Annotated in this window: 22 protein-coding genes and 1 tRNA gene; 12 read left to right on the plus strand and 11 right to left on the minus strand. The window is 62.1% G+C overall.

Annotated features, from left to right (window positions below; all coding sequences use genetic code 11):
- Nucleotides 1–268 precede the first annotated feature (268 nt).
- A tRNA-Pro gene (locus KP001_RS15320) sits at nucleotides 269–345 on the plus strand.
- A 111-nt stretch (nucleotides 346–456) separates the two neighbouring features.
- On the opposite strand, the gene KP001_RS22465 is transcribed toward KP001_RS15320, so the two are convergent.
- Nucleotides 457–612 carry a hypothetical protein gene (locus KP001_RS22465; protein ID WP_496197187.1) on the minus strand — a complete coding sequence of 52 codons (156 nt, stop codon included), beginning with the start codon at nucleotides 610–612 and terminating at the stop codon, nucleotides 457–459.
- Between the two features lie 19 nt (nucleotides 613–631).
- On the opposite strand from KP001_RS22465, the gene KP001_RS15325 reads away from it, so the two are divergent.
- Nucleotides 632–838 carry a hypothetical protein gene (locus KP001_RS15325; RefSeq protein WP_217286459.1) on the plus strand — a complete coding sequence of 69 codons (207 nt, stop codon included), beginning with the start codon at nucleotides 632–634 and terminating at the stop codon, nucleotides 836–838.
- A gap of 127 nt (nucleotides 839–965) precedes the next feature.
- On the opposite strand, the gene KP001_RS15330 is transcribed toward KP001_RS15325, so the two are convergent.
- From KP001_RS15330 to KP001_RS15340, 3 genes are all read right to left on the minus strand, one after another.
- Nucleotides 966–1,346 (minus strand): hypothetical protein, encoded by a 381-nt coding sequence (locus tag KP001_RS15330; protein ID WP_217286460.1) that lies wholly within the window; start codon nucleotides 1,344–1,346, stop codon nucleotides 966–968.
- A 709-nt stretch (nucleotides 1,347–2,055) separates the two neighbouring features.
- Entirely contained in the window at nucleotides 2,056–2,682 is a 627-nt protein-coding gene (locus tag KP001_RS15335; RefSeq protein WP_217286461.1) for a fibronectin type III domain-containing protein, read from the minus strand.
- Between the two features lie 298 nt (nucleotides 2,683–2,980).
- The gene (locus KP001_RS15340) at nucleotides 2,981–3,148 is read right to left on the minus strand and encodes a hypothetical protein (protein WP_217286462.1); all 168 of its coding nucleotides are present in this window, start codon (nucleotides 3,146–3,148) and stop codon (nucleotides 2,981–2,983) included.
- 229 nt (nucleotides 3,149–3,377) lie between these two features.
- Here KP001_RS15340 and KP001_RS15345 point away from each other — a divergent pair, with 229 nt between their 5' ends.
- A complete protein-coding gene (locus KP001_RS15345) occupies nucleotides 3,378–4,004 on the plus strand; it encodes a LysE/ArgO family amino acid transporter (RefSeq protein ID WP_217286463.1) in 627 nt (208 codons plus the stop codon).
- Nucleotides 4,005–4,171: 167 nt separating this feature from the next.
- Here the strand turns inward: KP001_RS15345 and KP001_RS15350 are convergent, their stop codons facing one another.
- Nucleotides 4,172–6,427, minus strand: coding sequence for a nitric-oxide reductase large subunit (locus KP001_RS15350; protein WP_217286464.1), 2,256 nt, complete (start codon nucleotides 6,425–6,427; stop codon nucleotides 4,172–4,174).
- Nucleotides 6,428–6,776: 349 nt separating this feature from the next.
- On the opposite strand from KP001_RS15350, the gene KP001_RS15355 reads away from it, so the two are divergent.
- From KP001_RS15355 to tsaA, 3 genes are all read left to right on the plus strand, one after another.
- Entirely contained in the window at nucleotides 6,777–7,106 is a 330-nt protein-coding gene (locus tag KP001_RS15355; protein ID WP_217286465.1) for a hypothetical protein, read from the plus strand.
- Nucleotides 7,107–7,191: 85 nt separating this feature from the next.
- On the plus strand, nucleotides 7,192–7,611 hold the full coding sequence (locus tag KP001_RS15360; protein WP_217286466.1) for a cytochrome c3 family protein: 420 nt from the start codon (nucleotides 7,192–7,194) through the stop codon (nucleotides 7,609–7,611).
- Between the two features lie 265 nt (nucleotides 7,612–7,876).
- Complete coding sequence (gene tsaA, locus KP001_RS15365; RefSeq protein ID WP_217286467.1) at nucleotides 7,877–8,395, plus strand: tRNA (N6-threonylcarbamoyladenosine(37)-N6)-methyltransferase TrmO; 519 nt, start codon at nucleotides 7,877–7,879, stop codon at nucleotides 8,393–8,395.
- On the opposite strand, the gene KP001_RS15370 is transcribed toward tsaA, so the two are convergent.
- Entirely contained in the window at nucleotides 8,362–8,727 is a 366-nt protein-coding gene (locus KP001_RS15370; RefSeq protein ID WP_217286468.1) for a TSCPD domain-containing protein, read from the minus strand. The two genes, tsaA and KP001_RS15370, sit on opposite strands and share 34 nt — an antisense overlap.
- 313 nt (nucleotides 8,728–9,040) lie before the next feature.
- Here KP001_RS15370 and KP001_RS15375 point away from each other — a divergent pair, with 313 nt between their 5' ends.
- Together KP001_RS15375 and KP001_RS15380 are read left to right on the plus strand one after the other, a co-directional pair.
- Nucleotides 9,041–10,264 (plus strand): multiheme c-type cytochrome, encoded by a 1,224-nt coding sequence (locus KP001_RS15375; protein WP_217286469.1) that lies wholly within the window; start codon nucleotides 9,041–9,043, stop codon nucleotides 10,262–10,264.
- 211 nt (nucleotides 10,265–10,475) lie between these two features.
- Nucleotides 10,476–10,895: a hypothetical protein gene (locus KP001_RS15380; protein ID WP_217286470.1), complete on the plus strand. Its 420-nt coding sequence runs from the start codon at nucleotides 10,476–10,478 to the stop codon at nucleotides 10,893–10,895.
- 87 nt (nucleotides 10,896–10,982) lie between these two features.
- On the opposite strand, the gene KP001_RS15385 is transcribed toward KP001_RS15380, so the two are convergent.
- On the minus strand, nucleotides 10,983–11,132 hold the full coding sequence (locus tag KP001_RS15385) for a hypothetical protein (protein ID WP_217286471.1): 150 nt from the start codon (nucleotides 11,130–11,132) through the stop codon (nucleotides 10,983–10,985).
- A gap of 173 nt (nucleotides 11,133–11,305) precedes the next feature.
- Here KP001_RS15385 and KP001_RS15390 point away from each other — a divergent pair, with 173 nt between their 5' ends.
- A complete protein-coding gene (locus KP001_RS15390; RefSeq protein WP_217286472.1) occupies nucleotides 11,306–14,044 on the plus strand; it encodes a phosphoenolpyruvate carboxylase in 2,739 nt (912 codons plus the stop codon).
- A 231-nt stretch (nucleotides 14,045–14,275) separates the two neighbouring features.
- On the plus strand, nucleotides 14,276–16,699 hold the full coding sequence (locus KP001_RS15395; RefSeq protein ID WP_217286473.1) for a methyl-accepting chemotaxis protein: 2,424 nt from the start codon (nucleotides 14,276–14,278) through the stop codon (nucleotides 16,697–16,699).
- Nucleotides 16,700–16,831: 132 nt separating this feature from the next.
- Here the strand turns inward: KP001_RS15395 and KP001_RS15400 are convergent, their stop codons facing one another.
- Both KP001_RS15400 and KP001_RS15405 read right to left on the minus strand, forming a co-directional pair.
- Nucleotides 16,832–20,764, minus strand: a complete 3,933-nt coding sequence (locus KP001_RS15400; protein WP_217286474.1) for a multicopper oxidase domain-containing protein — start codon at nucleotides 20,762–20,764, stop codon at nucleotides 16,832–16,834.
- 42 nt (nucleotides 20,765–20,806) lie between these two features.
- On the minus strand, nucleotides 20,807–21,025 hold the full coding sequence (locus tag KP001_RS15405; RefSeq protein ID WP_217286475.1) for a hypothetical protein: 219 nt from the start codon (nucleotides 21,023–21,025) through the stop codon (nucleotides 20,807–20,809).
- A gap of 531 nt (nucleotides 21,026–21,556) precedes the next feature.
- Between KP001_RS15405 and KP001_RS15410 the strand changes: the two genes are divergently transcribed.
- Complete coding sequence (locus KP001_RS15410) at nucleotides 21,557–22,162, plus strand: YajG family lipoprotein (protein WP_217286476.1); 606 nt, start codon at nucleotides 21,557–21,559, stop codon at nucleotides 22,160–22,162.
- 210 nt (nucleotides 22,163–22,372) lie between these two features.
- Nucleotides 22,373–23,212: an alpha/beta fold hydrolase gene (locus KP001_RS15415; RefSeq protein ID WP_217286477.1), complete on the plus strand. Its 840-nt coding sequence runs from the start codon at nucleotides 22,373–22,375 to the stop codon at nucleotides 23,210–23,212.
- Nucleotides 23,213–23,403: 191 nt separating this feature from the next.
- Here KP001_RS15415 and KP001_RS15420 read toward each other — a convergent pair whose 3' ends face one another.
- Complete coding sequence (locus tag KP001_RS15420; protein WP_217286478.1) at nucleotides 23,404–24,588, minus strand: aminotransferase; 1,185 nt, start codon at nucleotides 24,586–24,588, stop codon at nucleotides 23,404–23,406.
- 257 nt (nucleotides 24,589–24,845) lie between these two features.
- On the minus strand, nucleotides 24,846–25,919 hold the full coding sequence (locus KP001_RS15425) for a type IV pilus twitching motility protein PilT (RefSeq protein WP_217286479.1): 1,074 nt from the start codon (nucleotides 25,917–25,919) through the stop codon (nucleotides 24,846–24,848).
- Nucleotides 25,920–25,930 lie beyond the last annotated feature (11 nt).

Consider the following 25,930-nt stretch of genomic DNA (forward strand, 5'->3'; position numbering starts at 1 on the left):
GGTGTTAGTGGCACAACCATACCCCAGGGGGGAGAGCCGCCAGCGGTAACGGGGCGCCAGCAGGATTACGCATCCCAGGCAGTCAACCGACAGTTGCGGCTGGATACGGGTGACGGTGGTGCCGCCAGCTCCCCGTGATTTCAACGTATTGGCAGGGACAGAGATCGGAAAGGGAATATTTTAAAGAAGAATACTTCTTATTGCTTGACAATCAGCGATCAATGCTGATATATCTCTCCTCCTGATTGACCCGTCAGAGTTTCAAAGCCGGAATGTAGCGCAGCCTGGTAGCGCACCTGCTTCGGGAGCAGGGGGTCGGAGGTTCGAATCCTCTCATTCCGACCATTATTTAGAAAAGGCCCTTGGCATCAGCCAAGGGCCTTTTTCGTTGCCGCTCCTCCACGGGAACAACTCGCCACCCCCCCCACCTCCAGCTCCCGCGCGCAGCTCCACAGGTCACTTTTCTATTTTCGCGATCGACTCCCTGATTATCTCAGGTGAGATGCTCGCCTCCCCCATGTATGGGCGGTCCATGACCGCTATCAGGACCAGTACCAGGGCCGTCAGACCGGCAAGCCCAGCGGCGAGAACCTGGTACCATCGCTTGTGCAGGCCGAAAAGGAACGTGAAGGTGGATGAAACCGACTATATCGTTGTGTTCGCGCCTGAACTCGGTGGGGTGCACGCGGTAGATGACCTCGTTGCCGACGACGGCCAAAAGCACGAAGACGGCGACGATGATGGAGCCTCCAAGCCAGGTGGGGATGGTGTCCTGCTACCCTCCGATCTCCATTTACAAAGAGAAAATACTAAACAAATGTTGCCGACTAAGACTTGACTGAGTGAATAGGGGAACCGTCTCCCAACAACGAAGGCCCTTGGCAATCGCCAAAGGCCCTCGTTGTTCATGCTGTACCTTCACGTTGAGCCCGCAGAAAGGAAGGGGCCCTAGACAATTCCGAAATTCAACGGTGCTCGTTGTGCTCCGGGAAAAGTTGCACCTGCAGCTCGGTCTGATCGAGGTCCCAGGCACCGGCACCCATGATGCCGATGGCAGGAACAAGGAACACGGCAGCACCTACGACGTCCAATTTCCCGGTGCCGTTCAAGTGGTGGTCGATCAACCTGGTGTAGGGTTCGAACCCTTTTTTCTCCGCCTCGACCTCGATCGTCTTGTTACGGAGCACCTCGAGGGTGGCGGGGCAATTGTATCTGTTCCCGTTGACCCTGAGGAGTGTGCCCTTTTCATTGCACGTGATGTTCAGGGTCTGTGTTTCGGACCTGAATACGGAGCATCCCGTAGTGAAAAGCATCAACAACGAGACCATAAAAAGGCATCTGTGCAAAAGTTCCTCCTGCTGACATCCCATGAAAAATTTTCCATTGAATACATCTGCATTGCACTATATGTCAAGAACAAGATGGGCCGTAGGGACCGGCAAGGTGCATGAGGGGACGCAGGTGCATGAGTGCATGAGGGGACGGCATGAGGGGACGCAGGCGGCATGAGGGGCAGGTAACATACGTAACATATTTATCTTCGACCTCCTGATCTTTCTCATGTTGGGCACGTTCAATGGCTCTCAGCACTGCAACATGAGACCGTCCTGTCATACGCCCCAGATCAGTTACCTCGCCCCTGCAGGCGCCGAAAAGTCCCCTGGACTTGATCGGGCATTTACACAAAATCCTGTACACATCTACCCCTGGAGTTAATCAAAATAAAAAGTTACAAAATTTATGCAAGTGAGGAGGAGGGTTGACCAACTTAAGACAAAAGTTAACCAACTTAGGGTAAAAGTTGTGCAAGTTAGGACAAGAGCTGCCCAACCTAGGGCAAGGGTTGGGCAAATCAGGAGAAGAGTTCACCAACTCAGGTCGAGAGTTATGCAAAATAAGACAAAAGATGCCCAAATTCGGAGAAAAGTCATGCAATTTTTGGGGAAACTTCCGATACTTCGAGGGGGACTTGTGAGGGGAGGGAGAAGTCGCGTGAAATGGAAGGCCACCACGTCGAAATGTGAGTTCCGCGTGGTGGCCATGGTGTGAAGGGATCTAGATCGCCATCATGCCTACAAAGTTCGACCAGGGGCTGTTCCCGCCGGAAAGTACCGCCCTGATCCTGAAGTAGTACATTCTGCCGGGTGTCAGCCCGGTAATTTCGATATGGTTCACCCGCGTGGAGTGTGAGTGGTATCTCCAGTTGCTTTCTACCATCGGATCACCGTCGCAGACCCAGATTTCGTAGTTCTTGGCACCTTTGACACTACCTGCCCGCGCAATCAGGGACAGCCCCTTGTAGACCAGCCTCAGGTTTTCAGGCGAGGAGAAATGGTTCGTGAGGGACCGTTTGGTCGGGGTGGGAGCGGTGATGCCAAGACTCTGTGGGATGCTCGGGTCGCGGCTGCCAGTCAGCTGAACCAACCCGTGGAACACACCAAGATGGTTGTTGGTATCCATCCGGGCAGCATCAAGTTCCCCCTCCTTCTCGCGATTCCCCCCCAGAACCTCTGCGAATAGGGCTCGGTGGCGATCATGCACCGTTTTCATCTTCCCTAACTCGGGCATGAATGTCGATATCCGTTCAAGGATGGTGGGATCGTTGTCCAACGTGGTGATCAACTCGCCCAGTGTGCGAATCGAGGATTCGTCGTTTGTGCCAGAGTCGTTTTTTTTCGCCATGTCGGCACCTCCGTTATAGTATTAAAACGTACTAACTTAAAAAGTAGCAACATGTCAGAAAAAAGCAACTCTTTCGGCGGCGGAAAAACCCAGGAGATATAGAAACAAAATGCTGCCGCCGTGCCGGGTGATGATGGAATGGCTCGATGCCAGCCCCAGCCCGGTCCCTTTTGGATGATGACGGTCTCTGCAATTGGCAGAAGCACCTGTGAATAGACGGGCTGAGCGCGACGCAGGCCATCCGGCAACTGCCGCAGGACACCCCCAACCGCGAGGTCCCGGTCTTCGCCCTCACCGCTCATGTCATGGGTGAAGCCCAGGAGCGCTTCCTGGCGGGCGGGGTGACCCAGGTGATCACCAAGCCGGTGGACTTCAAGGCGCTGCGCGAAGTGCTGGAGCAGTACAGCACGGAGTCGGAGTCGGAATCGGCCGGGGGCCTTGATGTGACCGCAGCGGCTGCTTGCATGTGCAGTTCCTGCAGCAACCTTTTCCTCCTTGCACAGAGAAAGGCCCTGGGCACTTCGCCAGGGCCTTTTTTGCCACATGCTTTCTCCCCACTTCTATCCCCAGCCAAAGCGTGCTACCATCTCGCCCCACAGTTGAAAAGGAGGAGCCGGACTGCCGGGGGAACCCGAGGACCGGCTCCATCGACCATGCAGCAGAGGCACTATTCAAGCCCGGAGATCTTCCACCTCATGCCAGCAGCAAGCACCCTTTCCCCCCTACTCACCGGCTTCGGCCTCGGAGCAAGCCTCATCGTCGCCATCGGCAGCCAAAATGCCTTCGTTCTCAGGCAGGGCCTCAAGCGGCAGTACGTTTTCGCCGTCTGCTCGATCTGCTTTCTGTGCGATTCGCTGCTCATCTCCCTCGGCGCCGGGGGCTTCAGCTCCGTGGTCGCCTCCTCGCCACGTCTCATGCAGGCGACCCTCTGGGGTGGCGTCACCTTCCTCTTCTTTTACGGGGTGCGTGCCTTCATGTCAGCGCTGAAGCCCGGCGCTATCGATGCGAGCGGGGAAGACGAGGTAACCGGCGGCCTCGCCAAGGTGGTCCTTACCACGTTGATGCTGAGCCTCGTCAACCCGCACGCCTTCCTCGACACGGTGGTGCTGCTCGGCAGCCTGGCCGGGCGCTATTCGGGAGGAGCCCGCCTGCTCTTCGCGCTCGGCGCGATGACCGCCTCCTGTGTCTGGTTTTACGGCATCGGCTACGGCGCCAGGATGCTGGCCCCGCTGTTCCGCCGGCCGGTGGCGTGGCGCGTGCTCGACATCCTCGTCGGCTGCACCATGTGGGGGATCGCCGGCAGCCTCGCTTTCGCCCGGTAACGTTGCGGCTCGCGCCCCCTCGGGCGCCTTAGGAAAACAGAAAGAGCGGCTCGATCATGATCGAGCCGCTCTTTTCATATCATCGGCACCGGCGGGGGTGGTCCAGCTGCTGTATTTTGTCGGCTGTAAGGCTACGGTGGAGCACCTGCCGGACGGCTCCGCCGGACCTAGAAGACACGCGGGCGGTTACGGTTCATGAACATGCGCACCGCAAGGTATACCACCGGCAGTATACCGATGATGAAGAGGATGTCCCCCGGCAGACGCAGCCACTCGAAGAAACGAACTGCCGGGTCGGTGAAGAATTCCGGCTGCCGCCCCTCCCAGTACGAGGTGGCGAGGATCTTTCGCAGCTGGAGCAGCCCCACCGGAAAAAGGTTCAGGAAAAGCATGCAGGCGAGCCCCAGGTTGGTGCACCAGAAGGCGATGGCCATGGCGCGGTTGCTGGCGCGGTCCAGGGGGACGAAGTAGCGCGCGACGAACATGAAAAAGCCCAGGGAGAGCATGCCGTAGACTCCCATCATGGCGCCGTGCCCGTGGTTCGCGGTCCACTGGGTGCCGATCTCGTAGTAGCTCACGATGGGGAGGTTGATCAGGAAGCCGAACACCCCCGCTCCCAGAAAATTCCAGAAGCCCACCGCTATCAGGAACATCACCGCCCATTTGTGCGGGAACATGTCGGCCGTGGTACTGAGCATGGAACTGCCGGCCGGAGCACCAAGCCCCATGAACTTCCACGCCTCATAGGTAAGGAGCAGCAGGGGGATCACTTCCATGGCGGAGAAGAACGCACCAAACGCCATGTGCACCTCGGGCTGCCCGCTGAAGTAGAGATGGTGCATGGTCCCCAGCACCCCGCCTATGGAGTAGAGGATGATATCCAGATATATGATGGTGGTTGCCACCCGCATGCGCACTACCCCCATGAGCATGAAGACGTAGGCCACCATGATGGTGGTGAAGAGTTCCAGAAAATCCTCCACCCACAGATGCACCACCCAGAAGCGCCAGAACTCCACCTGGTTGAAATGGGTGGTCTTGCCATACAACATGCCGGCGGCATAGAAAAGGGGGATGGAAACGGCGCTGTAAATGAACAGCCACGGCATGTTCCCGGGATGCTCCCCACGCAGCCTTTCACTCATCCCGCGCACCAGAATCACGAGCCAGATCAGCATCCCGGCCGTCAGCAGGATCTGCCACAGCCGCCCCAGATCAAGGTACTCCCACCCCTGGGACCCGACGTAGAACCAGGGGCCAGCGGTGGCAAGCATCCCCTTGAGGCTCATCGCCTCACCGGTCAGGCTCCCCAGCACCACGACCACCAGCGCGCCCAGGAGAACCAGCGCCAGTTTCTCCTGATGCGGCGGCTCCTTTCCGGCGATCATCGGGGTCAGGAAAATCCCCATGGCGAGGAAACTCGACGCCACGAAGAAGAGCGCGAGTTGCACATGCCACATGCGGGAGAGGTTGTACGGCAGGATGTCCCCGAGGGAGAAGCCGTAAAATCCCGCCGGTTCCACGTGGTAGTGCGCGTTCACCCCACCTAAAAGCCCCTGCAGGAGGAAGAGCCCCGACACCACCAGGAAGTACCACGCCACGGTGCGTTGAGATGGGGTGAGCTGCACCTTTTCCGGAGCCTGCAGCTTCGCTGAGTATTCGTCCGCCGAATGCCAGCCGAGGAACTCGTAGCGGCCGAACACGAAGAGGATGGCGCCGGTGCCGCATAGCAGCGCGATGAGGCTCAGCACGCTCCACAAAAGTATCCCCGCTGTCGGACGGTTACCCGCGAGGTTGTCCGGGGGCCAGTTGTTGGTGTAGGAGTGACCGGTGCCGGGGCGCTCCGCGGTGCTGGTCCAGGCGGCCCACGAGAAATAGGCGGTGAGCTTCCTGATTTCCTCGGGATCGTTCAGGTAAGGCCGCTTCAGCCCCTGCTGAGTCTGCAGCGGCCCGAACCAGCCGCGGTAGTAGTCGATGAGCTCCGCATGTGCGCGCGCCCGGGCGGGAGAAAAGGTGAGCAGACCGCTCTCCGGGACATAGCTGTTTTCCCTTAGCTCGGTACGCACCTTGGCTGCCGCGTCTGCGGCGGAGCCCCCTTGCCCCGCGTAGTACCCCGTTTGCTTCTCGCCGCTCAGGTGCAGGTATTGGGCGGTGAAGTCCGGGCCGAGGTACGCGCCGTGACCGAAGATGGTGCCGTACTGCATGAGCCCCAGTTTCTGGAAGATCTGTTGGCCGCCTATGACATCGTCTCCGGTGTACAGCACCGTGCCGTCCGTCGTCCTCACCTCGCGCGGGACCGGTGGCCCCTCATTGGCGTTGCGGTAGGCGAGGTAGCCCATCACGGCAAATCCGAACAGGAAGGTGACCACTGCAGTCATCAGCCACCGGGGCGAGAGAACCAGGTTTCTTTCGTGCACGCTCATGGTAACCTCCATTACCAAACCAAAACCCAGGAAGGAAAGTATCACGCAGCAGCCGCGAGTCAATAGAACTAGCTAATTATTCACACTCCGACTCAAAATCGGAAGCACTGAGGCATGGGATTCTCCTGACAGCAGTAGGGGGAGCATGGATAAGGAATCATCACATCAGAACCTGAACAGGGTTGTCCGGTCGATTGTGCAAAGGCTGAACAATGAACCCACGACGACTTAGAGCCCAAGTTCGCAAGACGCTGTAATTACGGCACATTATTACAATTAAATTGCCACTGACATTGGCACCCTCCTTGTACTGGTCCAGGTAACGATGAAACCAGTACAGGAGTCAGCCATGAAAACCGCAAAAGATACCAAAGCGACGCTTTTAGCGATAATCACCCTTTCCCTGCTCACCATCACCTCTCCCGTGCTCACCGCGACGGCGCACGCCGACGAATCCGACGCGACAGTCCTCCGCGGCAGATGCCCCTATTCGCTCCAGTTGCAGAAGTCCGTCGAGGCCCAGAGGGCATACCTGGTGAAGGTTGAACGCGCCAAGGCGGGCAACCCTATCCCCGCTCCCGGGGAGGTGGCCGGTGCAACGGCCGAAGCAGCGCCGATGGAGATGACCGAACTCCCCGTCGCCTGGGTCTCCTTCGCTTGGGGCTCACGCGCCGAATAAAGGGGAGATAGCGAAGGCGCGGCAGATCTCTAAAGAAACGGCGCACCCTGCCGATAGGACATAGCATCACCGGAGGAGGAAACCCATGTCACTGAGCTTCAAGGAAGCAGCGCTCGTCGCCTTTGCGGCGGCACTGTTCATAATGGGGGTGGTCACGGCGCCGGCCGCACCGCCGCCGCAACTCGACCCCCTTTCCAAGGAATGCATCGGCTGCCACGACGGCGCCGCCGGCCCCGATGTGAGGGTCGATCTGCGCAACAACCCGACGGGGCGGGGGTCGCATGTTCATTCCTTCGACGGCGAGCACCCGATCGGAATGATCTACCAGAGCTACGTCGACACGAAACCGGGTTACAAGCCGATCTCCGTACAGGAGCGCAACATGATCATGGTCAACGGCGCCGTCGGGTGCCTCACCTGCCACGATCCGCTCAACCCCGCCAAGGGACACCTCATCAAGAGCGATAAAAACAGCGCACTCTGCCTCACCTGCCACGACAAATAGGCGGCTCGCGACCCTGTGCCAAAAGCCCCCTTGGCCGCACCACGGGGGCTTTTTACGTTTCCGCGCCCTGCCATACCCTTCGGCCTTGCCCCTTCCTTGACAAGAGCTGCGATTTTCATTAGGGTACCGGCACAGGTAGCCGCAGGGGCCAGGCTGCCACCGGAATTCCCCATTCCCGCTTCCGCCGCACGAGAAAAAGCCCTCTCTCGCCGGGGCTTTGGTTTCCGCTCCGGTCCCATTCGCACCAAAGGAAGTGTCCGACCGCATGATCGAAGAGCAACACTTTTCCTACCGCCCCATAGGCCTTTTGCGATCCCCCTATTCCCGCCGCATCGACGCGCCGCACCAGGGCACCGTGGTGGCCGGCACCGAGACCGGCGACTTCGCCACCGCCACGCTGGAGCTCCAGGAGTGGCTGGACGAGAAGGCGATCCAGGACCTCGGCGGCTTTCAGAGACTTTGGCTGATTTTCGCCTTCCACCGCAGCGAAGGGTGGAAAAGCAACGTGAAGCCACCCCGCGGGGGACCCAAACGCGGCGTCCTGGCAACACGCTCACCGCACCGCCCCAACTCGATCGGGCTGTCCGCCGTGGAACTGGTGAGGGTGGAAGGAAAGACGCTGCACCTGCGCGGTGTGGACCTGCTCGATGGCACGCCCGTTCTCGATATCAAGCCGTACGTCCCCTACGCTGACGCTTTTCCTGATTCAAAGGCGGGGTGGATAGACGAGATGGATGAAAAGGTGGGGCGCTACTTCGCTCCGGGACCTCGCAAACCGCGGTGACCGGAACCGGCGATCCCCGGAAGCTCCACGACCTCGCGCAAAGCCTCGGAGACCGCGTTCATGCAGGTGTCCTTCCCGTAGTAGCAGCCGATTCCCCCCAGGGCCTTCACTGCCTCGCGGGCGTCCAGTCCGGACCTCAAGGCATAGGAGAGTATCCTGGTCAAGCCGTCGAAGACGGCCGCACCACAATGGCCGGCCTTGCCGAAGCGGACGAAGATCTCGAACGGCTTCCCTTTCGGGTCCATGGTCACCGTCACATAGATCCTGCCGCAGTGGGTTTCCTTCTGAAAGGTGACGCTCGGAAGGGATCCGGGCCGCGCCTTCTTCTTCATAGCTGAACCTCCCTCTCCTCTTCAAGGCGATCGGACGCCTGATAGTATATCCGCACCTCTCACTGCCACAACGCTTTGTCTATCGTCGCCGCCCGTTTTTGCCGGCAGCGGCGCCCCCGTCGGTAGTATTGTCAATAACATCGCCCGGCCATAAGTAACCACGGCTGCACCTTTACGTTATTGCTCAAAGCTTAGGGAGTATCCCGTTCGGTACCTCCTGTGTTTACGCTTTTTTGACCTACATCAAGGAATTCCTCCCCCGCATATGGTTTACATGTGCCCTGTTTTTTTAATTATCAGGGGAGGTAGTTACATGATTGATGGCATGAAGAAACTGGGAGGGGCGCTGGCGCTGGTGCTGATGCTGGCCGGGGCGGCCTTCGCCGGGAAGAGCAACTGTATAACCTGTCACGAGAAGGTGACCCCCAACATCGTCAAGGATTTCCTGTCCGGCGAGATGGGCAAAAGCGGCAGCGTCGACTGCTCCAGCTGCCACGGCACCGCCCACCAGAGCGCCAAAGACGTCGCCAAGGTGAGCATGCCGACCGAGAAGACCTGCAAGGAATGCCACACGAAGCAGCACGACCAGTACGCCTCCGGGAAGCACGCAGTAGCCTGGGTGGCTATGGACGCCATGCCGACCAACAAGATCCAGCCCCACGCCTACATCCAGGGCATGAAGGGTTGCGGCGGCTGCCACAAGGTCGGCATCCGCGACGACAAGTCCCGCGCCGAAGGGCAGTACGGCTCCCCCTGCAACTCCTGCCACACCCGCCACAAGTTCAGCAAGGCCGAGGCCAAGAAGCCGGAAGCGTGCCGCACCTGCCACATGGGCTTCGATCACCCGCAGTGGGAGATGTGGTCCAACTCCAAGCACGGCTCCATCTACCAGATGGAGGGTGACACCGGCCGCGCTCCCACCTGCCAGACCTGCCACATGGGCGACGGCGACCACAACGTGATGACCTCCTGGGGCTTCCTCGCCCTGCGCCTCCCGGAAGAGGATGCGGAGTGGATGGGTTACCGCGCCACCATCCTCAAAGGGCTGGGCGTGCTCGACCCGGCAGGCAAGCCGACCGGCCGCCTGGAACTGGTCAAAGCCGGCAAGGTGGCGCGCCTCACCAAGGAAGAGTGGCAGGCGTCCCGCGACAAGATGGTCGGCATCTGCAGCAAGTGCCACAGCGCGACCTACGCCAAGACGCAGCTTGGCAACGCCGACCAGATGATCAAAGAGGCGGACAAACTGATGGCCGAGGCGATCACCATCGTTGCCGACCTCTACGAGAAGGGTGTCATCAAACCGCAGAAGGGTCAGCCGGCCTATCCGGACCTGCTCACCTTCTACGACACCAGGACTCCGATCGAGCAGACCCTGTACGTGATGTTCCTGGAGCACCGCATGCGTGCCTTCCAGGGGGCGTTCCACATGAACCCCGACTACGTCACCTGGTACGGTCTGGCCGAGTTGCAGAAGGACCTGGTTGATATCAAGGCCGAGGCGGCCTCGATGATCCGCGAGTCCGGCCACAAGAAGTAAGCACAGCCGCTGAACACGCAGTCCCCGCAGCGGGGCGTCACCTGACGCCCCGCTGTTTTTTTGTAGCCAGGCCCGTTGGCCACCCGGCAGCCCATATTGCCACGTCAATCAGTCGGAAATTTCGAAGGCATCACCGGGAAAAGTCACATTGCATACGTTGATATGGGCGTTACACTCACTGGGGTTCCCTATCAAAATGCGGAGGTGACTTATGGTGAAGAAGCTTTTACTGGCGATCGCGATTCTTTCTCTCACCTGCGCCTGTGCGGTGCCGCGCGCGAAGCAGGATTCCAATCCCGCTTACAGCACCCACCAGTTCACCAATCACGAACTCGACATCTCCTGGAAAGCGGAAAGCACCGACAAGGGCGTTCGCATCGACGGGACCCTCAGGAACGTGCGGCCGGATCTCCCCTACACCTCGCTGCAGTTGACGGCAAAACTCCTGGATGAAAGCGGCAAGGAGATCGGGAAGGGGACTAAGAACGTCGACGGACGCTTCACCGGGAGCGAACCGTTCACCATCGACATCCCGATGGTCCGGCTGGAAACCGTCAAGCGGGTCAATTTCTCGTACTCTTACGGCACGACGGAAGATTTTCACCGCGACGACTTCACCAGCGTGCCCTAACGCTCATCGACCGGAACCGTTTGCCCAAAACGAAGGCCCTTGGCGACAGCCAAGGGCCTTTTCATATCCGCAGTTCTTCGACGCTCCCTAGCGGGGCTTGTCGCGTCTCCAGCCGCGCCACTCGCCGTGGCGCAACGCCTTGAAGGAACCGATCAGCACTTCCGCGGGAATCACCAAAAGCCAGATGGTCAGGATGACCGCTATGATGATCAGGAGCACGAGCAGTATCGTTTTCATAATAATCCTCCTTTGCCTCCCTTAATAAGACCTTACCATAAGGGTCTTCACATGAACAAGCCGCGCCTTCCGCTCCGCCATTCCCAGGGGCGCATTCTACGGTATCATTCATCTCTGGCGCTCCGCCCGATACCCGCTCCCCGCGCAGGGGACTGCATTAACGAGGTGCCGTCATGCCCGCTAGCGACACGGCAATACCGGAGAAACTGCAGCGCGACCTGGACTACCTGATGGAGTGCCTGGCCGAGATGTTCAACGGCCTTGGCGAGTCGCAGATCGCGGCCTGCCTTCCGAAGTCGGGGTCGGTGACGCCGTCGGAAGATTGCAAGTTCGTGAGGGCCTGGTCGATAGCCTTCCAGCTCCTCAGCATGGCGGAGGAGAACTTCGCGGTGCAGACGCGGCGGGGGGTGGAGACGGGCCAGGGGCTGGTGGCCGAGCCGGGCCTTTGGGGGCGCGTGCTGGAAAAGCTGAACCGCGGCGGGGTGCCTCAGGAAGAGATCGCCGACCTTTTGGGCCAGATCAGGGTGGAGCCGGTCCTCACCGCCCACCCGACGGAGGCGAAGCGGGCCTCTGTCCTCAGGCACTTGCGCGAGCTTTACCTCCTGCTGGTGAAGCGCGAGAACACGGTCTGGACCCCGCTGGAGCGGGAAGAGATCCGCGAGGAGATCGTGGCCATGCTGGAGCGGCTGTGGCGGACCGGCGAGATTCACCTGGAGAAGCCGCAGGTCCTGAACGAGCTCGCCACCATCATCTACCACCTGCGCGAGATCTTTCCGCAGGTGATCCCGATCCTGGACAAGAGGATCTGCCACGCATGGCGCGAGGCGGGTCTCACGAGGCCCCTCTCGCCGCTCACCGACCGCCTCCCGCGCGTCTCCTTCAGCACCTGGGTCGGGGGGGACCGCGACGGGCACCCGCTGGTCACCCCCGAGGTCACCGCCGCCACCCTGAGGGAACTCAGGCTGAACGCGTTGCTGCTGATCCACGGCCAGCTTACCACCCTCGGCAGCAGGCTCAGTATCTCACGCCTGCTGCTCCCCCCGCCCCCCGAGCTCTCCAGGCGCCTGCAGGTACTCGCCGCGCCCACCGGGGCTCTGGGCGCCGAGGCGCTCCGTCGCAACCCCGAGGAGCCCTGGCGGCAGCTGGTGAACCTGATGAAGGCGAAACTGCCGGTTGACGTTACCGGACAGGAGGAGACCCTCTGCGGCGACTCCGGTTCCCGTTACTGCCGGGCTGCGGAGCTCGAGGAGGACCTGCGCCTGCTCCGGGACACCCTGGTGGCAACCGGCGCGACCCGGCTGGCCCTCGCCGACGTGGTGCCGGTGCTGCGCAGCGTGGAGGTGTTCGGCTTCCACCTGGCCTCCCTCGACATACGGCAGAACAGCGCCTTTCACGACAAGGCGGTGGAGCAGCTCATGTCCGCGGCGGGAGTGGAGCAGCAGGGCTTTTCCCAGTGGCGGGAACCGGAGCGCCTCGCCTTCCTCAACCGTGAACTCGCCTCGCCGCGCCCCTTCCTCCTCCCCGACGCGCAGCCCGGGCGGGAGGCGCAAAGCGTCATCGGCTGCTACCGCGTGCTGGCGGCCCAGATCCAGAGCTACGGCCCGGAGTCGCTGGGGGCCCTGATCGTCAGCATGACCCGCTCGGCTTCCGACCTCCTGGTGGTCTACCTCCTGGCACGCGAGGCGGGGCTCATGGTGACTACGGAACAGGGGCTGGCCTGCCTCCTTCCCGTGGTCCCCCTCTTTGAGACCATCGAGGACCTGGACCAGAGCGCCCGGATCCTCGAAGAGTTCCTGGGGCATCCCATGACCCGCCGCACCCAGGCGCGCCTTTGCGGCGTGCATCCGGTGCAGCAGGTGATGGTCGGCTACAGCGACAGCAACAAGGACGGCGGGATCATGGCGAGCCTGTGGGGGCTCTACCGCGCCCAGGAGGCGATGCTGGCGGTCGCGCGGCGCCAGGGTGTCCGCCTGCGCTTCTTCCACGGCAGGGGGGGGACCATCAGCCGCGGCGCCGGCCCCACCAGCCGGTTCCTGCGCGGGCTCCCCGAGGGGTCGGCGTCAGGCGACCTGCGCCTGACCGAGCAGGGGGAGGTCATCTCGCAGAAGTACTCCAACCCGCTGAACGCGGCCTACCACCTGGAACTCCTGCTCGCAGGGACCGCCGGCGTCAGCATCCCCCAGCGCGGCGGGCCCGGCCCGGGGCACCCGCTGGAACCGGTGATGGACCGGCTGGCGCAGCGAAGCCGCCTGGCCTACCAGCGGCTATTGGCGAGCGAGGGGTTCGTCACCTTTTTCCGTCAGGCCACCCCCATCGACGTCATCGAATCAAGCAGCATAGGCTCCCGCCCCGCGCGCCGCACGGCGCAGCCGAGCCTGGGCGACCTCCGGGCCATCCCGTGGGTCTTCAGCTGGAGCCAGGCCCGCTACTTCCTCTCCGGCTGGTACGGCATCGGCTTCGCGCTGGAAGAACTCATGAGAGAAGATGCCGCCACCTTCGGCGAACTGGTGCGCAACTGTCAGAGCTGGACCGTGCTGCACTACATCATCAGCAACGCCGCCACCAGCGTCGCCAGCGCCAATGTCGCCATCATGCGCAGCTATGCCGGGCTGGTACACGACGAAGCCATCCGGGAGCCGATCTTCACCGCCATCAGCGAAGAGTACCTGCGCACCGTGAGCATGCTCGAAGAGATCTATGGCGGCTCCCTGGCCGAGCGGCGCGCCGCCGTGCACAGCTCGCTGGCGCGGCGCGAGGACGCGCTCAAGGTGCTGCACGAGCGCCAGATCGCCCTGCTGCATCAATGGCGCCAGGACGCCGGGCGGCACGACACGGCGATGTCGGGAGGGCTCTTGTTCCGGCTTCTTGAAACCGTCAACGCCATAGCCGCCGGGCTTGGCACCACTGGCTGACCACGAGAAGTTCCCTGTGCGGCACCTTCCCCCCTACCCCCTTCCGCCAGGGGAGCGGAGCTATCGCGCAAGCCGTAGGGTAATCCGCAACGCCCTCTCCATTTATTCCTCCTGAAATTGCCAAGGGTCCTTTCTTAAGAAATCCCGGCTCGCGCCGAAAAGCCCCGTAAGTCGCGCGGAAATATCCAGTCTCCCGGGACGGAGTTTTACGCGTGACCAAGGAGCCTTGCCATGACCATCAAGTCGAAGTTGATCCTCAACGCCGGCATCGTACTGCTGGCCGTTGCAGCCGTTTCCGCCGCGAGCTTCCTCAGCATGAATTCGATCAGGGGCAAACTCTCCTACCTCACCGAGAAAAGCACACCGTTCCAACTGCGCACCATGGAGTTCCAGCGGGCGCTGCAGGGTGCGACCGCCGACCTGGTCAAGGTTGCGGCTGCCCACAACGAGGCCGAGTTCGCGGCGGCGAAACAAGAGGCGGAGAAGTCGCTGGCCGAGGTGCGCGGCGCGCAGGAGAAGCTGGAAGCCATATCCGGTGAGAAACTGGAAGCCTCCGCCGAGTTCGGTGACATCGCCCGGGAGCTCTACGCCACCATGACCGCGCGGCTCGCTTCCCAGCGGGAATCGGCCCAGGCACATGCGCTCATACTGCAAAAAGGGCAGGAGGCGGGTACCCGGCTCCAGGACCTGGAGGCCAAGGTGAGCCTCTTGCAGCGTTCCAGTTCGTCGGCCTACGCCACGGCCAACGACGAGGCCGACAAGACATCCAAGAACATCGCCAGCATCGAGACGCTGAAGGTCTCCCTCAAGGAGCTGAGGTTCCTTCTCTACGACATGCAGCGGGCGCCCGAGAAGAAGCAGACCTTCAGCCAGTACGCGAGCACCATGAAGAAGGTGCAGCAAAACAGCAACATCCGGCACAACAACCGGATCGGCGGCCAGTTCACCGCGTTCAGCGCGAAGGCGGACCTGCTCGCGAAGACTTTAGCTGAAGGAGGGGACCCGCGCCGGGGCGAAGCGCAGCTCAAGGAGGCGCTCGAGGCGTTGAGCGAGGTGGACGACGAGATCGAGGATGAGGTGGACAAGGCCCAGCTGCTGGTGGGGAGGATCTCGGGGAAGCTCCCCGGCTACCTCTCGCGGGCCAACGCCGCCGTCAACGTCCTCTCCATCAACACGGAGCTCGTGTCCCTGGGGAAATCGCTCGAAGGTCTGTCGGGGCGCTTTTTCTTCGCCAACACCCCCGGCGAGCTCGACGCGGTCGCCGCCGAGTTCAACCGGCGCTACGACAGGCTGGGTCAGGTGGAGAAATCCGTGGCGGCGCAGCTCAAAGCCGCCGGGGCCCAAGGAGAGCTGCGCATCCTGGGTGGCGTGAGCGCCTCCCTGGCCGGCATCCGCTCCACGGTTTTCGCGCAAGACGGCATCATGGTCAAGCTGCGCCAGAAGATGCAGTTGGAGGAAAAAGCCAACAAGGGGGCGGCGCGGTTGCGGGAAGTGGTGGCGAAGCAGGCCGAAATGGGGAAACGGACCGTATCCGCGGCGCAGGAGGGGCAGGAGCAGGCGATCGGGACCGTGAACCGGACCATACGCTTCAGCATGATCCTGATCCTGGTGATTGCCGTCGGCACGGGGCTGCTGGGGAACGTGGTGGGCATCTGGATCTTCCGGAGCATATCCCGTCCCATCGCGCAGTTGACCGACCTGGCGGAGCGGGCGGCGGAAGGGAATCTGGCCGTCACCATCGCCGCGGACAGAAAGGACGAGGTGGGACGGGTTCAGCTTGCCATGTCGCGCATGCTGGCCAGCCTCAGGGACGTGGTCGGCAGGATCGGGGATGCCACCTGCACCCTCGCCAGCAGTTCCGAGCAGATGGCGGCCACGGCCGGCGTTCTTGAGGACGGAGCGGCGCGCCAGGCGCACCGGGTGGAGCAATCGGCGCTCTCCATGTCGCAGATGACGGCCACCACGGTGGACATGGCCCAGAACGCGTCGGCAACGGCCAGCGCCGCGGACACCATGAAGGAGATAGCGCTCGCGGGGAAACAGGCGATGCAGCAGACGGCCGAACAGCTGCAGAGCTTCGCCCATACCTTTGCCGAAACCGCAGGGATGGTGGAGCAGTTGAGCGGGCAGTCGGCACAGATCTGCGAGATCGGGGTCCTGATCCGCGACATCGCCGACCAGACCAACCTCCTGGCGCTCAATGCCGCCATCGAGGCCGCCCGTGCCGGGGAACAGGGGAGGGGATTCGCGGTGGTCGCCGACAACGTGAGGGAACTGGCAGAGCGGACCGCGGCGGCCACCGCCGAGATCGACCACACCGTGAAGGCGATGCAGGAAAGCGTGAACCGCTCGGTGCGCAAGATGAGCGAGGAACGGTCCTCGGTCGACACCATCATGAGCCGGGTTCAGGGCACGGAGGAGGCGATCGACCGGATGGCAACCTACGTGGCCCAGGTGCACGACATGGTGCGGCGCATCGCCGTCGCCACCGAAGAGCAGTCGGCGACCAGCGCTGCGGTGGGGGAAAATGTGGAGGAGATCGCGGGACTGACCCGCGAACTGCGCGCCGCCTGCAGCGGCATCCGGGAATCCTCGGACGGACTTTCCCGCCTGGCCGGAGATCTGAAGGGGATGGTGGAGTGGTTCCGGGTCTGACCTGGACCGCGCGCCAGACAAAGCGAAGGCCCCCTTGCTGATGCCAGGGGGCCTTTTGCATTACTGCTGGTTGGGGAAAAAAATCCCCGGGGAGGAGGACCAGCACCTCCTCCCCAGGCAGGACGGCTGATGCTACGGGTTGGTGGTGATGGGGAACGGAGCGGCGTTCACCCATCCGGAGGAAACGATGGTGCCGTTGTTGGACCTGATCCGGTACCAGTAGTTGGTGTTCCGGGCGAGCCCGGTCTGGGTCAGGGTGGTCACCCCGGCATTGACGGTGACGCTGTTCAGGTTCTTGGTGAAGCCAGAGTCAGTGGCTCTCTGGATGGTGAAGCCTGTTTCGTTGCTGGAGAGATCCTGCCAATTCAGGACTACGCTCCTGCTGTTGCCGGTGTTCGGTCCGCTGACGGCGGTGAAGCTCCCCGGGGCCGCCGGCTGTGCCGGAAGCAGGATGGTCGGGGAAACCGCGTAGCCGGAGAGGCCGGCGACGTTGACCGCCGCGACACGGTAGGCGTAAGTGGCATCGGCCGCCGAGAGGGTCAGGTTGTCGGTGTAGCTCACGCTGCCGGTGTTGCTGCGGGCCGGGAGCGCGGCGATCTGGACGAAGGCGCCGCCGTTCACGGAACGCTCGAGCACGAAGCCGGTCTCGGTGATGGCGTTGTCGGTGAAGGTGATGGTGACCTTCGGTCCGGCAACCAGGGTTGCGGTCAGGTTGGTCGGGTCAGCCGGCACGGTGCCGGTAAGAAGCGGTGCGGAAACCGACTTCACAGTCAGGCTCGGCATCTGGCCGCCGTACCCGACGGTGTTCTGCGCCACTACCTGGTACTTCGCGACCACGTTGGGGTTGTAGACCGCCGGGTCCTGCAGCGTTTTGACGCCGGTGGTGTTGGCCTGGTCCAGCGGAGAGGCGATGGTGCCAACGTTGGTCCAGGTGGTGCCGTTGGTGGTCTTTTGCACCACGAACGAGGTCTCGGTGATGGAGTTGTCGTTCCAGGTCAGGGTGAGCCGTGCCTTGTTGCCGGAGCCTGTAGTGGTGAAGGCGAGGCCGTCAGCCTGCTTCGGCGGCAGGGCCAGGGAGACCGGACGCATCATGTCCATCTCCTCGTGGCTCAGGATGTGGCAATGCCATACGTATTCCCAACCGAAGTTGACCAGCTGGTTGATGATCGGGTTGGTCGGGTTGCCGGAGACGTCTGTGGGCTCGAACATCGCGGTGGAGCCGGCCGGCATCATCGGGTTGAGGAGCCTTACGCTGTTCGGGATCTCGAACGGCAGCGTCGGAACGATCGGCCTCAGGGCTACGATGGTGTCCTCGAGCGGGCTGATGCGCACGGTGTCTTTCCAGCCCAGTTCGTTGGCGTCCGGCGGGATGATGATGTTGTCCCAGGTCACGCGGTTGAGCACCTGCACGTCGTAGAGGTGGAAGTGGATCGGGTGGGTATCCACGCCGTTATGGGTGATCTTCCAGATCTGGGTTCCGTCCTGGGTCGAGATCGGGGTGACGTTCACGTCCCCCTTGGGCAGGTTGGTGCCGTCGATCAGCTCTGTGGCCGGGTTGACGTACGGGTAGAGGATCACGTTCTGTGCGCCCGGGGCGGCCGGAACTGCCTCGAGACCCATGTTGGCGGTCATCCTGCCGAACTCGTCGAAGGCAACCGCGTTCATCTCGTCATGCAGTGCTTTGGGCTGCAGCGGGATCTGGAGCTTGGTGGCCGGGCCGAGCAGCGTGTTGAAGCCGAACAGGTCGCCGCCCTGATCAGAGATGCGGGCGAAGCCGTCGCAAGAATGGTTGGTGCTGCCAGGTGCGTTGCACCAGCTGGCGGCCGGGAAAGTGGTGCCGTAGGCCGTGTTGTAGGCGGCCTGCCCCACGATGATGGGGTGCTGACCGGACTCGAAGACACCGGAGCCGTCGGCTTGGTGCGCGAACGCTGTCTGCAGCGCGGCCAGGTCGAAGGGGGCCGGGGTAACCGTCGGGTCGGGAAGCGGGTTGACCCTGATCTGCATCACGGTCCTGGTATTCGGGCCGTAACCGGGGATTACGCCGGGAGCGCCGACCGGAGAGAGGTCGGGGGAGCCGGTGTAGTAGTCGTAGCTCGCCACGCGGGCCGGGTAGGCCGCCGGGGCGTCGTTGTACAGGATCAGCGTCTGCCCTGCGTATTTGGAGAAGTCGACGATCACGTCGGCCCTCTCGGCCGGTGCCAGCGCCAGGGAGTGCTGGTCCACGTTACCCACGTCGAACCTGGTGGGATCGGTGATCCAGGTGATGGGCTGCGGCGGGATTACCGCCGGTGCCGGGAGGAAGCCACCCTCGCTGCCGATCTGGATCCAGTCCGGACCTTTCGGGGAGAGGTTGGTGTCCGGGGTCGGGAATACGTTCGGGTCGAGTTGTGCCGCTGCCAGTTCGGCTGCCTTGAAGGCGACCTCGGTGCCGCCGATCGGGTTGCCGTCGGCATTGAGGGAGGCGCTGGCGGTGTTGGCGTCGGCGACGTACATGTGCAGGTTGAAGAAGCGGTCGTTGGCGGCGTTCAGGATGCGCAGGCGGTACGCCTTCGGATCAACCGTGGTGTACGGGTAGACCGTGCCGTTGACCACCGGAGTGTCGTTGAACTGCTCCATCCCGACGGAGATGTTCGGAGTCCCCGGGATCAGCTCAGGCTCGCAGAACGGGTCGGTCTGGTACTGCCAGGTGGCCGGATCGTTCAGGTTGCAGGCAACCGGCAGCGGCGTGGTGAAGGCGGTCGCCGGGTCCATGTTGTAACGCGGGTTCTTGATCGGCGGGTACATCGGCTTTGCCGGGGGCCAGAACCAGGGGCCGTACATCCAGCGGCCGAAGGCGCTCATGCCGCTCGGGTCGCTCGGGTTCTGCGCCGGCATGTAGACGTGGTGGTACCAGAGGTTGCCGAAACCGCCCCAGCGGTCGGCGTCCCAGGTCGGGTCCTGGTCGTAGAGCTGGCCGGTGCGGGCAACCTTGTCACCCTGCGGCACGAAGGTACGGTCCTGGACGATGAGCGGGATGGTGCTGTCCGGCCCGGGGATGAGCCCCTTGGTGAGCAGCGCCTGTTCGGTCTGGTCCTGGATGATGTAGCCGGCAGCCTCGCCCGCGTAGACGTTGAGACGGGTGATGCCCCAGGAATGGTCGTGGTAGAACATGAGACGCGCGCTCTGCTGGTTGGTGTAGAAGAAGGTCATGGCACCCGGGCCCGGATCGGGCATGTCGGGGACGTTCTTCACGCTGACGCCTGCGGGCCACGGGGTCATCTCATCCTTCGGAGTGGTCCACTGGTGCGGCGTACCGTCGCTGATCCAGGGGGTCACGCCGCCATGGAGGTGCAGAGTTGCCCTGTTGTCCTTGAAGCACATGTCGGATTTCGGATTGGCGGTGCACAGCGGGTTGCGCACGGTGTCGGTGACCGCGCCGGAGTCGGTGGGGGAAACCATCGACATCGGCCCCATGCCGGAACCCATCATGGTCGCGTCAACGGGGAGGAACAGGTCGCCACCTGCGTCTTTGGGCAGCAGGTTGCGGAACAGGATCCTTACCGGACGGTCCTTCTGCGCCACGATGACGGGTCCGAGGTAGTTGGGGGGGGTCACGCCGGTGTAGCCGGCGATGGAAACCGTGCTGCCGTCAACCAGGGCGTTGGAGAGGGGTACCTGCTGGCCGGGGACCACGGTGGTGGAGAGCTGCACGTAGCCGCGCAGCAGGGTCGGCGGCAGGTCGGAATGCATCTTCTGGCGGTACTGCACCACGCCGATTTCGTAGTAGTCGGCGTCAGGATAGGTGGTGGTGTCGGCGACCGCTACCGGGAGGTACTGGCCCAGGTCGTTGGCATTCGCCTCGCCTAACCCCGGCAGGCGGTTCACGAACTTCTTGATGCCGCCGGAAGCAGCGCCGGTGACCGGGTCGACCGTCGGCAGCGGGCTCAGCGCCCAGTTGGGAGCCGGTCCGAAATAATGAGGGACTTTCGTTTCATCGATGGCCTGTGCCGGTGGGGGAGCCAGTCCCCACAGCGTGATCACCAGCGTCGCCAGGCACGCTACCAATGTCGTTCTCAGCCTGTCCATAACTTCCTCCTTTTTACATATCAAGGTCGTTTCTTTGCTGGTTTACTTCTTCATCGCCTGCTGTCTCTTCGCGTGTCCTCTTTTTTCCAATTCCTGCATCTTCTTGCTTCGTTCCATCTTGGCCTGCGCTACCTTCTTGGCATTCTGGATTCCCTTTGCCGTCTTGGGAGCCGCGCCCTTCCCGGCCGGAGCTGCATTCGCGGCTACCGCCAGCGAAAGGGATAGTATCAGTCCCACTGTCATCGTTATTAATCGCCTCATAACCGTTTCCTCCTTTGCGCCCTGTAGTTGTCATGTCACCGTTTCGATCACAGTTTCAGTCCCTTTTTGGCTGAACCAATGCCCAAGTAATTACAGGGACCGTGCCACAATGGCGAAAAATTTTTTATTCATAAATATCAGGCTGTTACAGGCAGAGGAACGTGCGGAGCGTGGCAGCGACGGCTGTCGCGAATAGAAGGTGCCGCCGCAGGCGCAGCGGGGGTAAATCCGCTCCAGCCATAGATCCGCACCCCCCGTATACGCTTTGTGACAAGTGGATGTTTTTTTGCACCCCTTCGTGAAGTTAATCTCAGGGTGGGGATGAGCTTCTCACCTGGGCATGTCCCGGGGGAGAGAGATGGCTGTCTCAGGGTTTTCGAAATGGTAATTGTTTCTTCTTCACTTTGGGGCCAGAGGATATTACTATGGGCGCGATAAGTGCTCGTGATCATTTCCAGTTGGCGGCGAACGGCACTCATGCGTGCGGTGCCCAACGAAGCGGGCAGCTACATTCATTACGGAGGAGGGAACATGAAGAAGAAGTTAGTAGTACTGGGGTTGGCGGCTATCGCTGTGATGGGTATTAGCGGGTGCGCCATTACGACAGACACCATAGCGGTGAACTACCAGCCCCAGACCGGGGTGACCCCCCTGCAGGGCGCCCAGTCGGTGGTGGTGGACGTTAAGGTAAAGGACAACCGGCTCATCCAGGACAAGGTCAGTTGCAAGAAGAACGGTTTCGGCATGGAAATGGCGCGCATCATAACCGCCGAGGACGTGAACATTACGTTCAAGAAGGCTCTGGAGCAGGAGCTGAAGGCACGCGGCTTCGCCATCGGCCCCGAGGCCCTGGTCACCGTGGACGCCGAGCTGAACAAGTTCTACAGCGACTTCAAGATGGGCTTCGTTTCCGTCGACGCCCTCGCCGAGTGCAGCCTCGGCGTCACGGTTAAAGGCAAGAAAGGGAACCTGCTCTTCTCCCGCCAGTACATGACCGAGGGAGCCGAGCGCAACGGCATGATCGCCGGTGGTGACAATGCGCGGCTCGCCCTGGAGCAGGCCCTCGCCCAGGGGATGCAGAAACTCTTCGCCGATCCCGCCTTCATCGCGGCGTTATTGGACGCCTCCAAAAGCTGATCACCCTCCCCGGCTCCGCCTTTCTCACCAACCTGGGCGGAGCCGGGTATCTCTCCCCTCCCTATACGCACCTCCCTCACATTCCCTTCCCATCACAAGATGTGTCATTGACTTGTCCCTGAAATGTTGTATCTGAACAGCTTGCGCAGGATCCGGCCGCCGGAGAACCGCTGTCCGCCACCGTCAGGGTGCGGAAGCCAAGGAGGTACGATGAGCTACATCACCGTGGGGAAGGAGAACTCCAGCAGTATCGATCTGTATTACGAGGATCTGGGTGAAGGACAGCCGGTGGTGCTGATCCACGGCTGGCCGCTCAGCGGGAGGTCCTGGGAGAGGCAGGTCCCATCCCTGCTGGAAGCGGGATACCGGGTGGTGACCTATGACCGGCGCGGCTTCGGCCAGTCGGGCAGGCCCTCCAGCGGCTACGACTACGACACGCTGGCCGCCGATCTCAACGCGCTCTTGAACGCGCTCGACCTGCGCGACGCGGTACTGGTGGGATTTTCAATGGGAGGTGGCGAGGTGGCGCGCTACCTGGGTCGCTACGGGTCGGAGCGGATCCGGAAGGCGGTGTTCATGGCGGCGGTGACGCCGTTTCTGCTGAAGATGCCGGATAACCCCGCGGGGGTGGAAGGGGAGGTATTCCAGGGTATCCGGCAGGGGATCAGGAGCGACCGGCTCTCCTTTTTGACCAGCTTTCTCGGCAACTTCTACAACGTGTACGCCTTCGGGGGGAAAAAGGTGAGCGAAGAGGCGCTGCGTCTTAGCTGGAACATAGCGGCGCAGGCCTCCCCCATCGCGACGCTCTCCTGCGTGGACTCCTGGCTTACCGATTTCCGGGAGGACCTGTTGAGCATCAAGATCCCGACCCTGGTCATCCATGGCGACGACGACCGGATCCTCCCCTTCGCGGCCACCGGGAGTCGCACCCATGAAGCGCTGCAGGGAAGCCGTCTCATCGTGGTCGCGGGCGCGCCGCACGGCCTGAACTGGACCCATGCCGAAGAGGTGAACGACGGTTTGATCGATTTCTTGCAGGAAGCGCTATAAACACAAAAACAAAACCATTGGCCACGGAGAAAATCTGAGGAAATCTGAGAGAGGCAAAAACAATCTTCTGGTTTAAACCAAAAGCTTTGCCTGGTTGCTTTTCTCAGACGTCCTCAGGAGTTCTCCCTGCCAGTGGTTTTGTTGTTTAAGTCTTTTTGTTTTTCTCGGAAGTTCTCAGATTTCCTCCGTGGCTAATGGTTCTGGTTTTCAGTTTTGAACTCCCTGAACCGCTGCACCGCCTCGGGTATCGTTTCCTCCCTGATGTTCCCGAAGGCGAGCCTAAGATACCCCTCCAGCCCCGGCCCGAACACCTCGCCGGGGAGAAGCAGCATTCCCGACTCCTCGACCAGCCGCTTCGCCACCTCCCGGCCGCTCCTCCCCGCACAGGGGTGCGCGACCCAGCCGAAAAAGGGACCGCTCGCCACCAGCCGGAACGGGTTCCCCGGCTTCGCCATCTCGCCCCGGAACACCTCGTGGCGCCGCTCCATCATGACCCGGTTCTCCGCCACCCACCCGGAAAGGTGGTCGAAGCCGTACTGCACCGCGTGCTGGGTGACCCGGGGCTGACAGACCGCCATGGTGTCCTGGGCCTTCAGGGCGTGCCCGATGAACCTCTCCGAGGCGGCCAGCATCCCGGCCCGGTACCCGGTGAGCGCGAAGGTCTTGCCGAAGGAGGCGATATGGACGAAGTGGTCCCCCCAGGAGGGATCCCGGAACAGCCCGTGAGGCCGCACGCCGCCGGTGATGAAGCTGTTGTAGGTCTCGTCCAGCACCAGCGCCACGTTGCGCCGGCGGGCCAGTTCGTGGAGCTCCTGCACGGTTTCGGGGGGGATCACCGCTCCGGTGGGGTTACTGGGGGTGACGAGGAGGATGGCGCGGGTCTTCGCGGTGACGAGACCGGCGATGGCGGCGACGTCGGGGAGGCCGCCGGTCGACTCGTCAAAGGGGGCGAAAACGGCGCGTATCCCCAGGGCGGCGAGCGCCATGGGGTGGTCGAAGTAGGCCGGCAGTTGCACGATGACCTCGTCGCCGGCGCGGCACAGCGTCACCATGGCGAGCCACAGCGCCTGGCTGGCGCCGATGGTGAGGCAGATCTGGGATGGTTCGATGCGGGCGTCGTAGAGCTTTCTGTAGCCGCGGCAGACCGCCTCGCGCACCTCGGGGAGCCCCTCGTCGATGCTGTAGCGGGAGGTGAGCGGGTCGCGCATCACCTGCGCCAGGTGGTCGATCAGCTCCGGCGGGGGCGGGTAATCCGGGATCGCCTGGCAGAGGTCGATCAGCGAGAGCTTGGGATTGGCGGCCGCCAGCCATCCCTTGACCTCCGAGATCGGCGGCGGGTGGACCCCCTCTATCAGTTCAGACACCGGAAACTTCATCCTCTTCCCTCCTTGAAACCTAAAAAACCATTGGCCACGGAGAAAATCTGAGGAAATCCGAGAGAGGCAAAAGACAAGGCTTCGGGTTTAAAACCTAAAGCTTTGTCTCTTTCTTTTCAGATGGTCCCAGAAGTTCTCCTGCCAATGGTTTTCAGTTCAGTCTTGCGGTTTTCTCCGAAATTCTCAGATTTTCTCCGTACCTGCGCGCTGTAGCGCTACGGTCCGCAAGCGTGGCCAATGGTTTCGCCTTTCCGTTCTCAGTGCTCCTGCGGCTGGGAGGTGAGGTACTGCTCGAACTGCCGCTTGTCCTGGCAGCAGCGGTACGCCTCTTCCGGCGACACCTTCTTGGTCTTCAACAGATCCAGGATGTGCTGATCCATGAGCTGCATGCCGTCCTTCCTCCCTGTCTGCATGATGGACGGGATCTGGAAGGTCTTACCCTCGCGGATCAGGTTGCCGATGGCGGGGTTCCAGACCATGATCTCCTGCGCCGCGGCGCGCCCCTTGCCGTCCGCGGTCTTCAGGAGCTGCTGGCAGACCACCCCCTTGAGCGACTCGGAGAGGATGGCGCGCACCTGCTCCTGGGCGTCCTTGGGGAAGACGTCGATGATGCGGTCCACGGTCTTCGCGGCCGAACTCGTGTGCAGGGTGCCGAAGACCAGGTGACCGGTCTCGGCGGCGCTCATGGCGAGGCTGATGGTCTCCAGGTCGCGCATCTCACCCACCAGGATGACGTCCGGGTCCTCCCTCAACGCCGCCCTGAGGGCGCTCGCGAAGCTCTCCGAGTGCTCCCCGATCTGGCGCTGGTTGAAGAGCGACATCTTGTTCTCGTGGATGAACTCGAGCGGGTCCTCGAGGGTGAGGATGTGCTCGCGCCGCGTGCTGTTGATCAGGTCGATCATGGCGGCCAGCGTGGTCGATTTGCCGCTCCCGGTGGGGCCGGTGACCAGCACCATCCCCTTCCTGAGCCTGGTCATGTTGCGGATCCCCTCGGGAAGGCCCAGGTCGTCCGCGGAGAGGATCTTGCTCGGGATGATGCGGAACACCGCCGCGATGCCGCGGTGCTGCATCATGTAGTTGCCGCGGAAACGGGCCAGCCCCGGCACCGAGTAGGCGAAGTCGAGGTCGTGCTTCTCCTCGAAGTACTCGCGCTGCTTGGGGGTCAGTATCTCGTACAGAATCGCCTTCAGTTCCTCGTGCGAGAGGGTCTTGAAGTTCTGGCGCTCCATCTCGCCGCGCAAACGGAAGATCGGCGGGGAACCCGCGGAAAGGTGCAAATCGGAAGCACCGGCGTCGTTTAGCAGCTTGAACAGCGCATCAATCCTTGCCATGTCTTCTCTCC

Source organism: Geomonas subterranea, from assembly GCF_019063845.1.
GTDB classification, from domain to species: Bacteria; Desulfobacterota; Desulfuromonadia; order Geobacterales; family Geobacteraceae; genus Geomonas; species Geomonas subterranea.

Coding starts and splice junctions, on each gene's coding strand:
- KP001_RS15335 (WP_217286461.1), bottom strand. CDS start 2,682: ATGGCGAAAAAAAACGACTCTGGCACAAACGACGAATCCTCGATTCGC.
- KP001_RS15340 (WP_217286462.1), bottom strand. CDS start 3,148: ATGCAAGCAGCCGCTGCGGTCACATCAAGGCCCCCGGCCGATTCCGAC.
- KP001_RS15345 (WP_217286463.1), top strand. CDS start 3,378: ATGCCAGCAGCAAGCACCCTTTCCCCCCTACTCACCGGCTTCGGCCTC.
- KP001_RS15350 (WP_217286464.1), bottom strand. CDS start 6,427: ATGAGCGTGCACGAAAGAAACCTGGTTCTCTCGCCCCGGTGGCTGATG.
- KP001_RS15355 (WP_217286465.1), top strand. CDS start 6,777: ATGAAAACCGCAAAAGATACCAAAGCGACGCTTTTAGCGATAATCACC.
- KP001_RS15360 (WP_217286466.1), top strand. CDS start 7,192: ATGTCACTGAGCTTCAAGGAAGCAGCGCTCGTCGCCTTTGCGGCGGCA.
- tsaA (WP_217286467.1), top strand. CDS start 7,877: ATGATCGAAGAGCAACACTTTTCCTACCGCCCCATAGGCCTTTTGCGA.
- KP001_RS15370 (WP_217286468.1), bottom strand. CDS start 8,727: ATGAAGAAGAAGGCGCGGCCCGGATCCCTTCCGAGCGTCACCTTTCAG.
- KP001_RS15375 (WP_217286469.1), top strand. CDS start 9,041: ATGATTGATGGCATGAAGAAACTGGGAGGGGCGCTGGCGCTGGTGCTG.
- KP001_RS15380 (WP_217286470.1), top strand. CDS start 10,476: ATGGTGAAGAAGCTTTTACTGGCGATCGCGATTCTTTCTCTCACCTGC.
- KP001_RS15385 (WP_217286471.1), bottom strand. CDS start 11,132: ATGAAAACGATACTGCTCGTGCTCCTGATCATCATAGCGGTCATCCTG.
- KP001_RS15390 (WP_217286472.1), top strand. CDS start 11,306: ATGCCCGCTAGCGACACGGCAATACCGGAGAAACTGCAGCGCGACCTG.
- KP001_RS15395 (WP_217286473.1), top strand. CDS start 14,276: ATGACCATCAAGTCGAAGTTGATCCTCAACGCCGGCATCGTACTGCTG.
- KP001_RS15400 (WP_217286474.1), bottom strand. CDS start 20,764: ATGGACAGGCTGAGAACGACATTGGTAGCGTGCCTGGCGACGCTGGTG.
- KP001_RS15405 (WP_217286475.1), bottom strand. CDS start 21,025: ATGAGGCGATTAATAACGATGACAGTGGGACTGATACTATCCCTTTCG.
- KP001_RS15410 (WP_217286476.1), top strand. CDS start 21,557: ATGAAGAAGAAGTTAGTAGTACTGGGGTTGGCGGCTATCGCTGTGATG.
- KP001_RS15415 (WP_217286477.1), top strand. CDS start 22,373: ATGAGCTACATCACCGTGGGGAAGGAGAACTCCAGCAGTATCGATCTG.
- KP001_RS15420 (WP_217286478.1), bottom strand. CDS start 24,588: ATGAAGTTTCCGGTGTCTGAACTGATAGAGGGGGTCCACCCGCCGCCG.
- KP001_RS15425 (WP_217286479.1), bottom strand. CDS start 25,919: ATGGCAAGGATTGATGCGCTGTTCAAGCTGCTAAACGACGCCGGTGCT.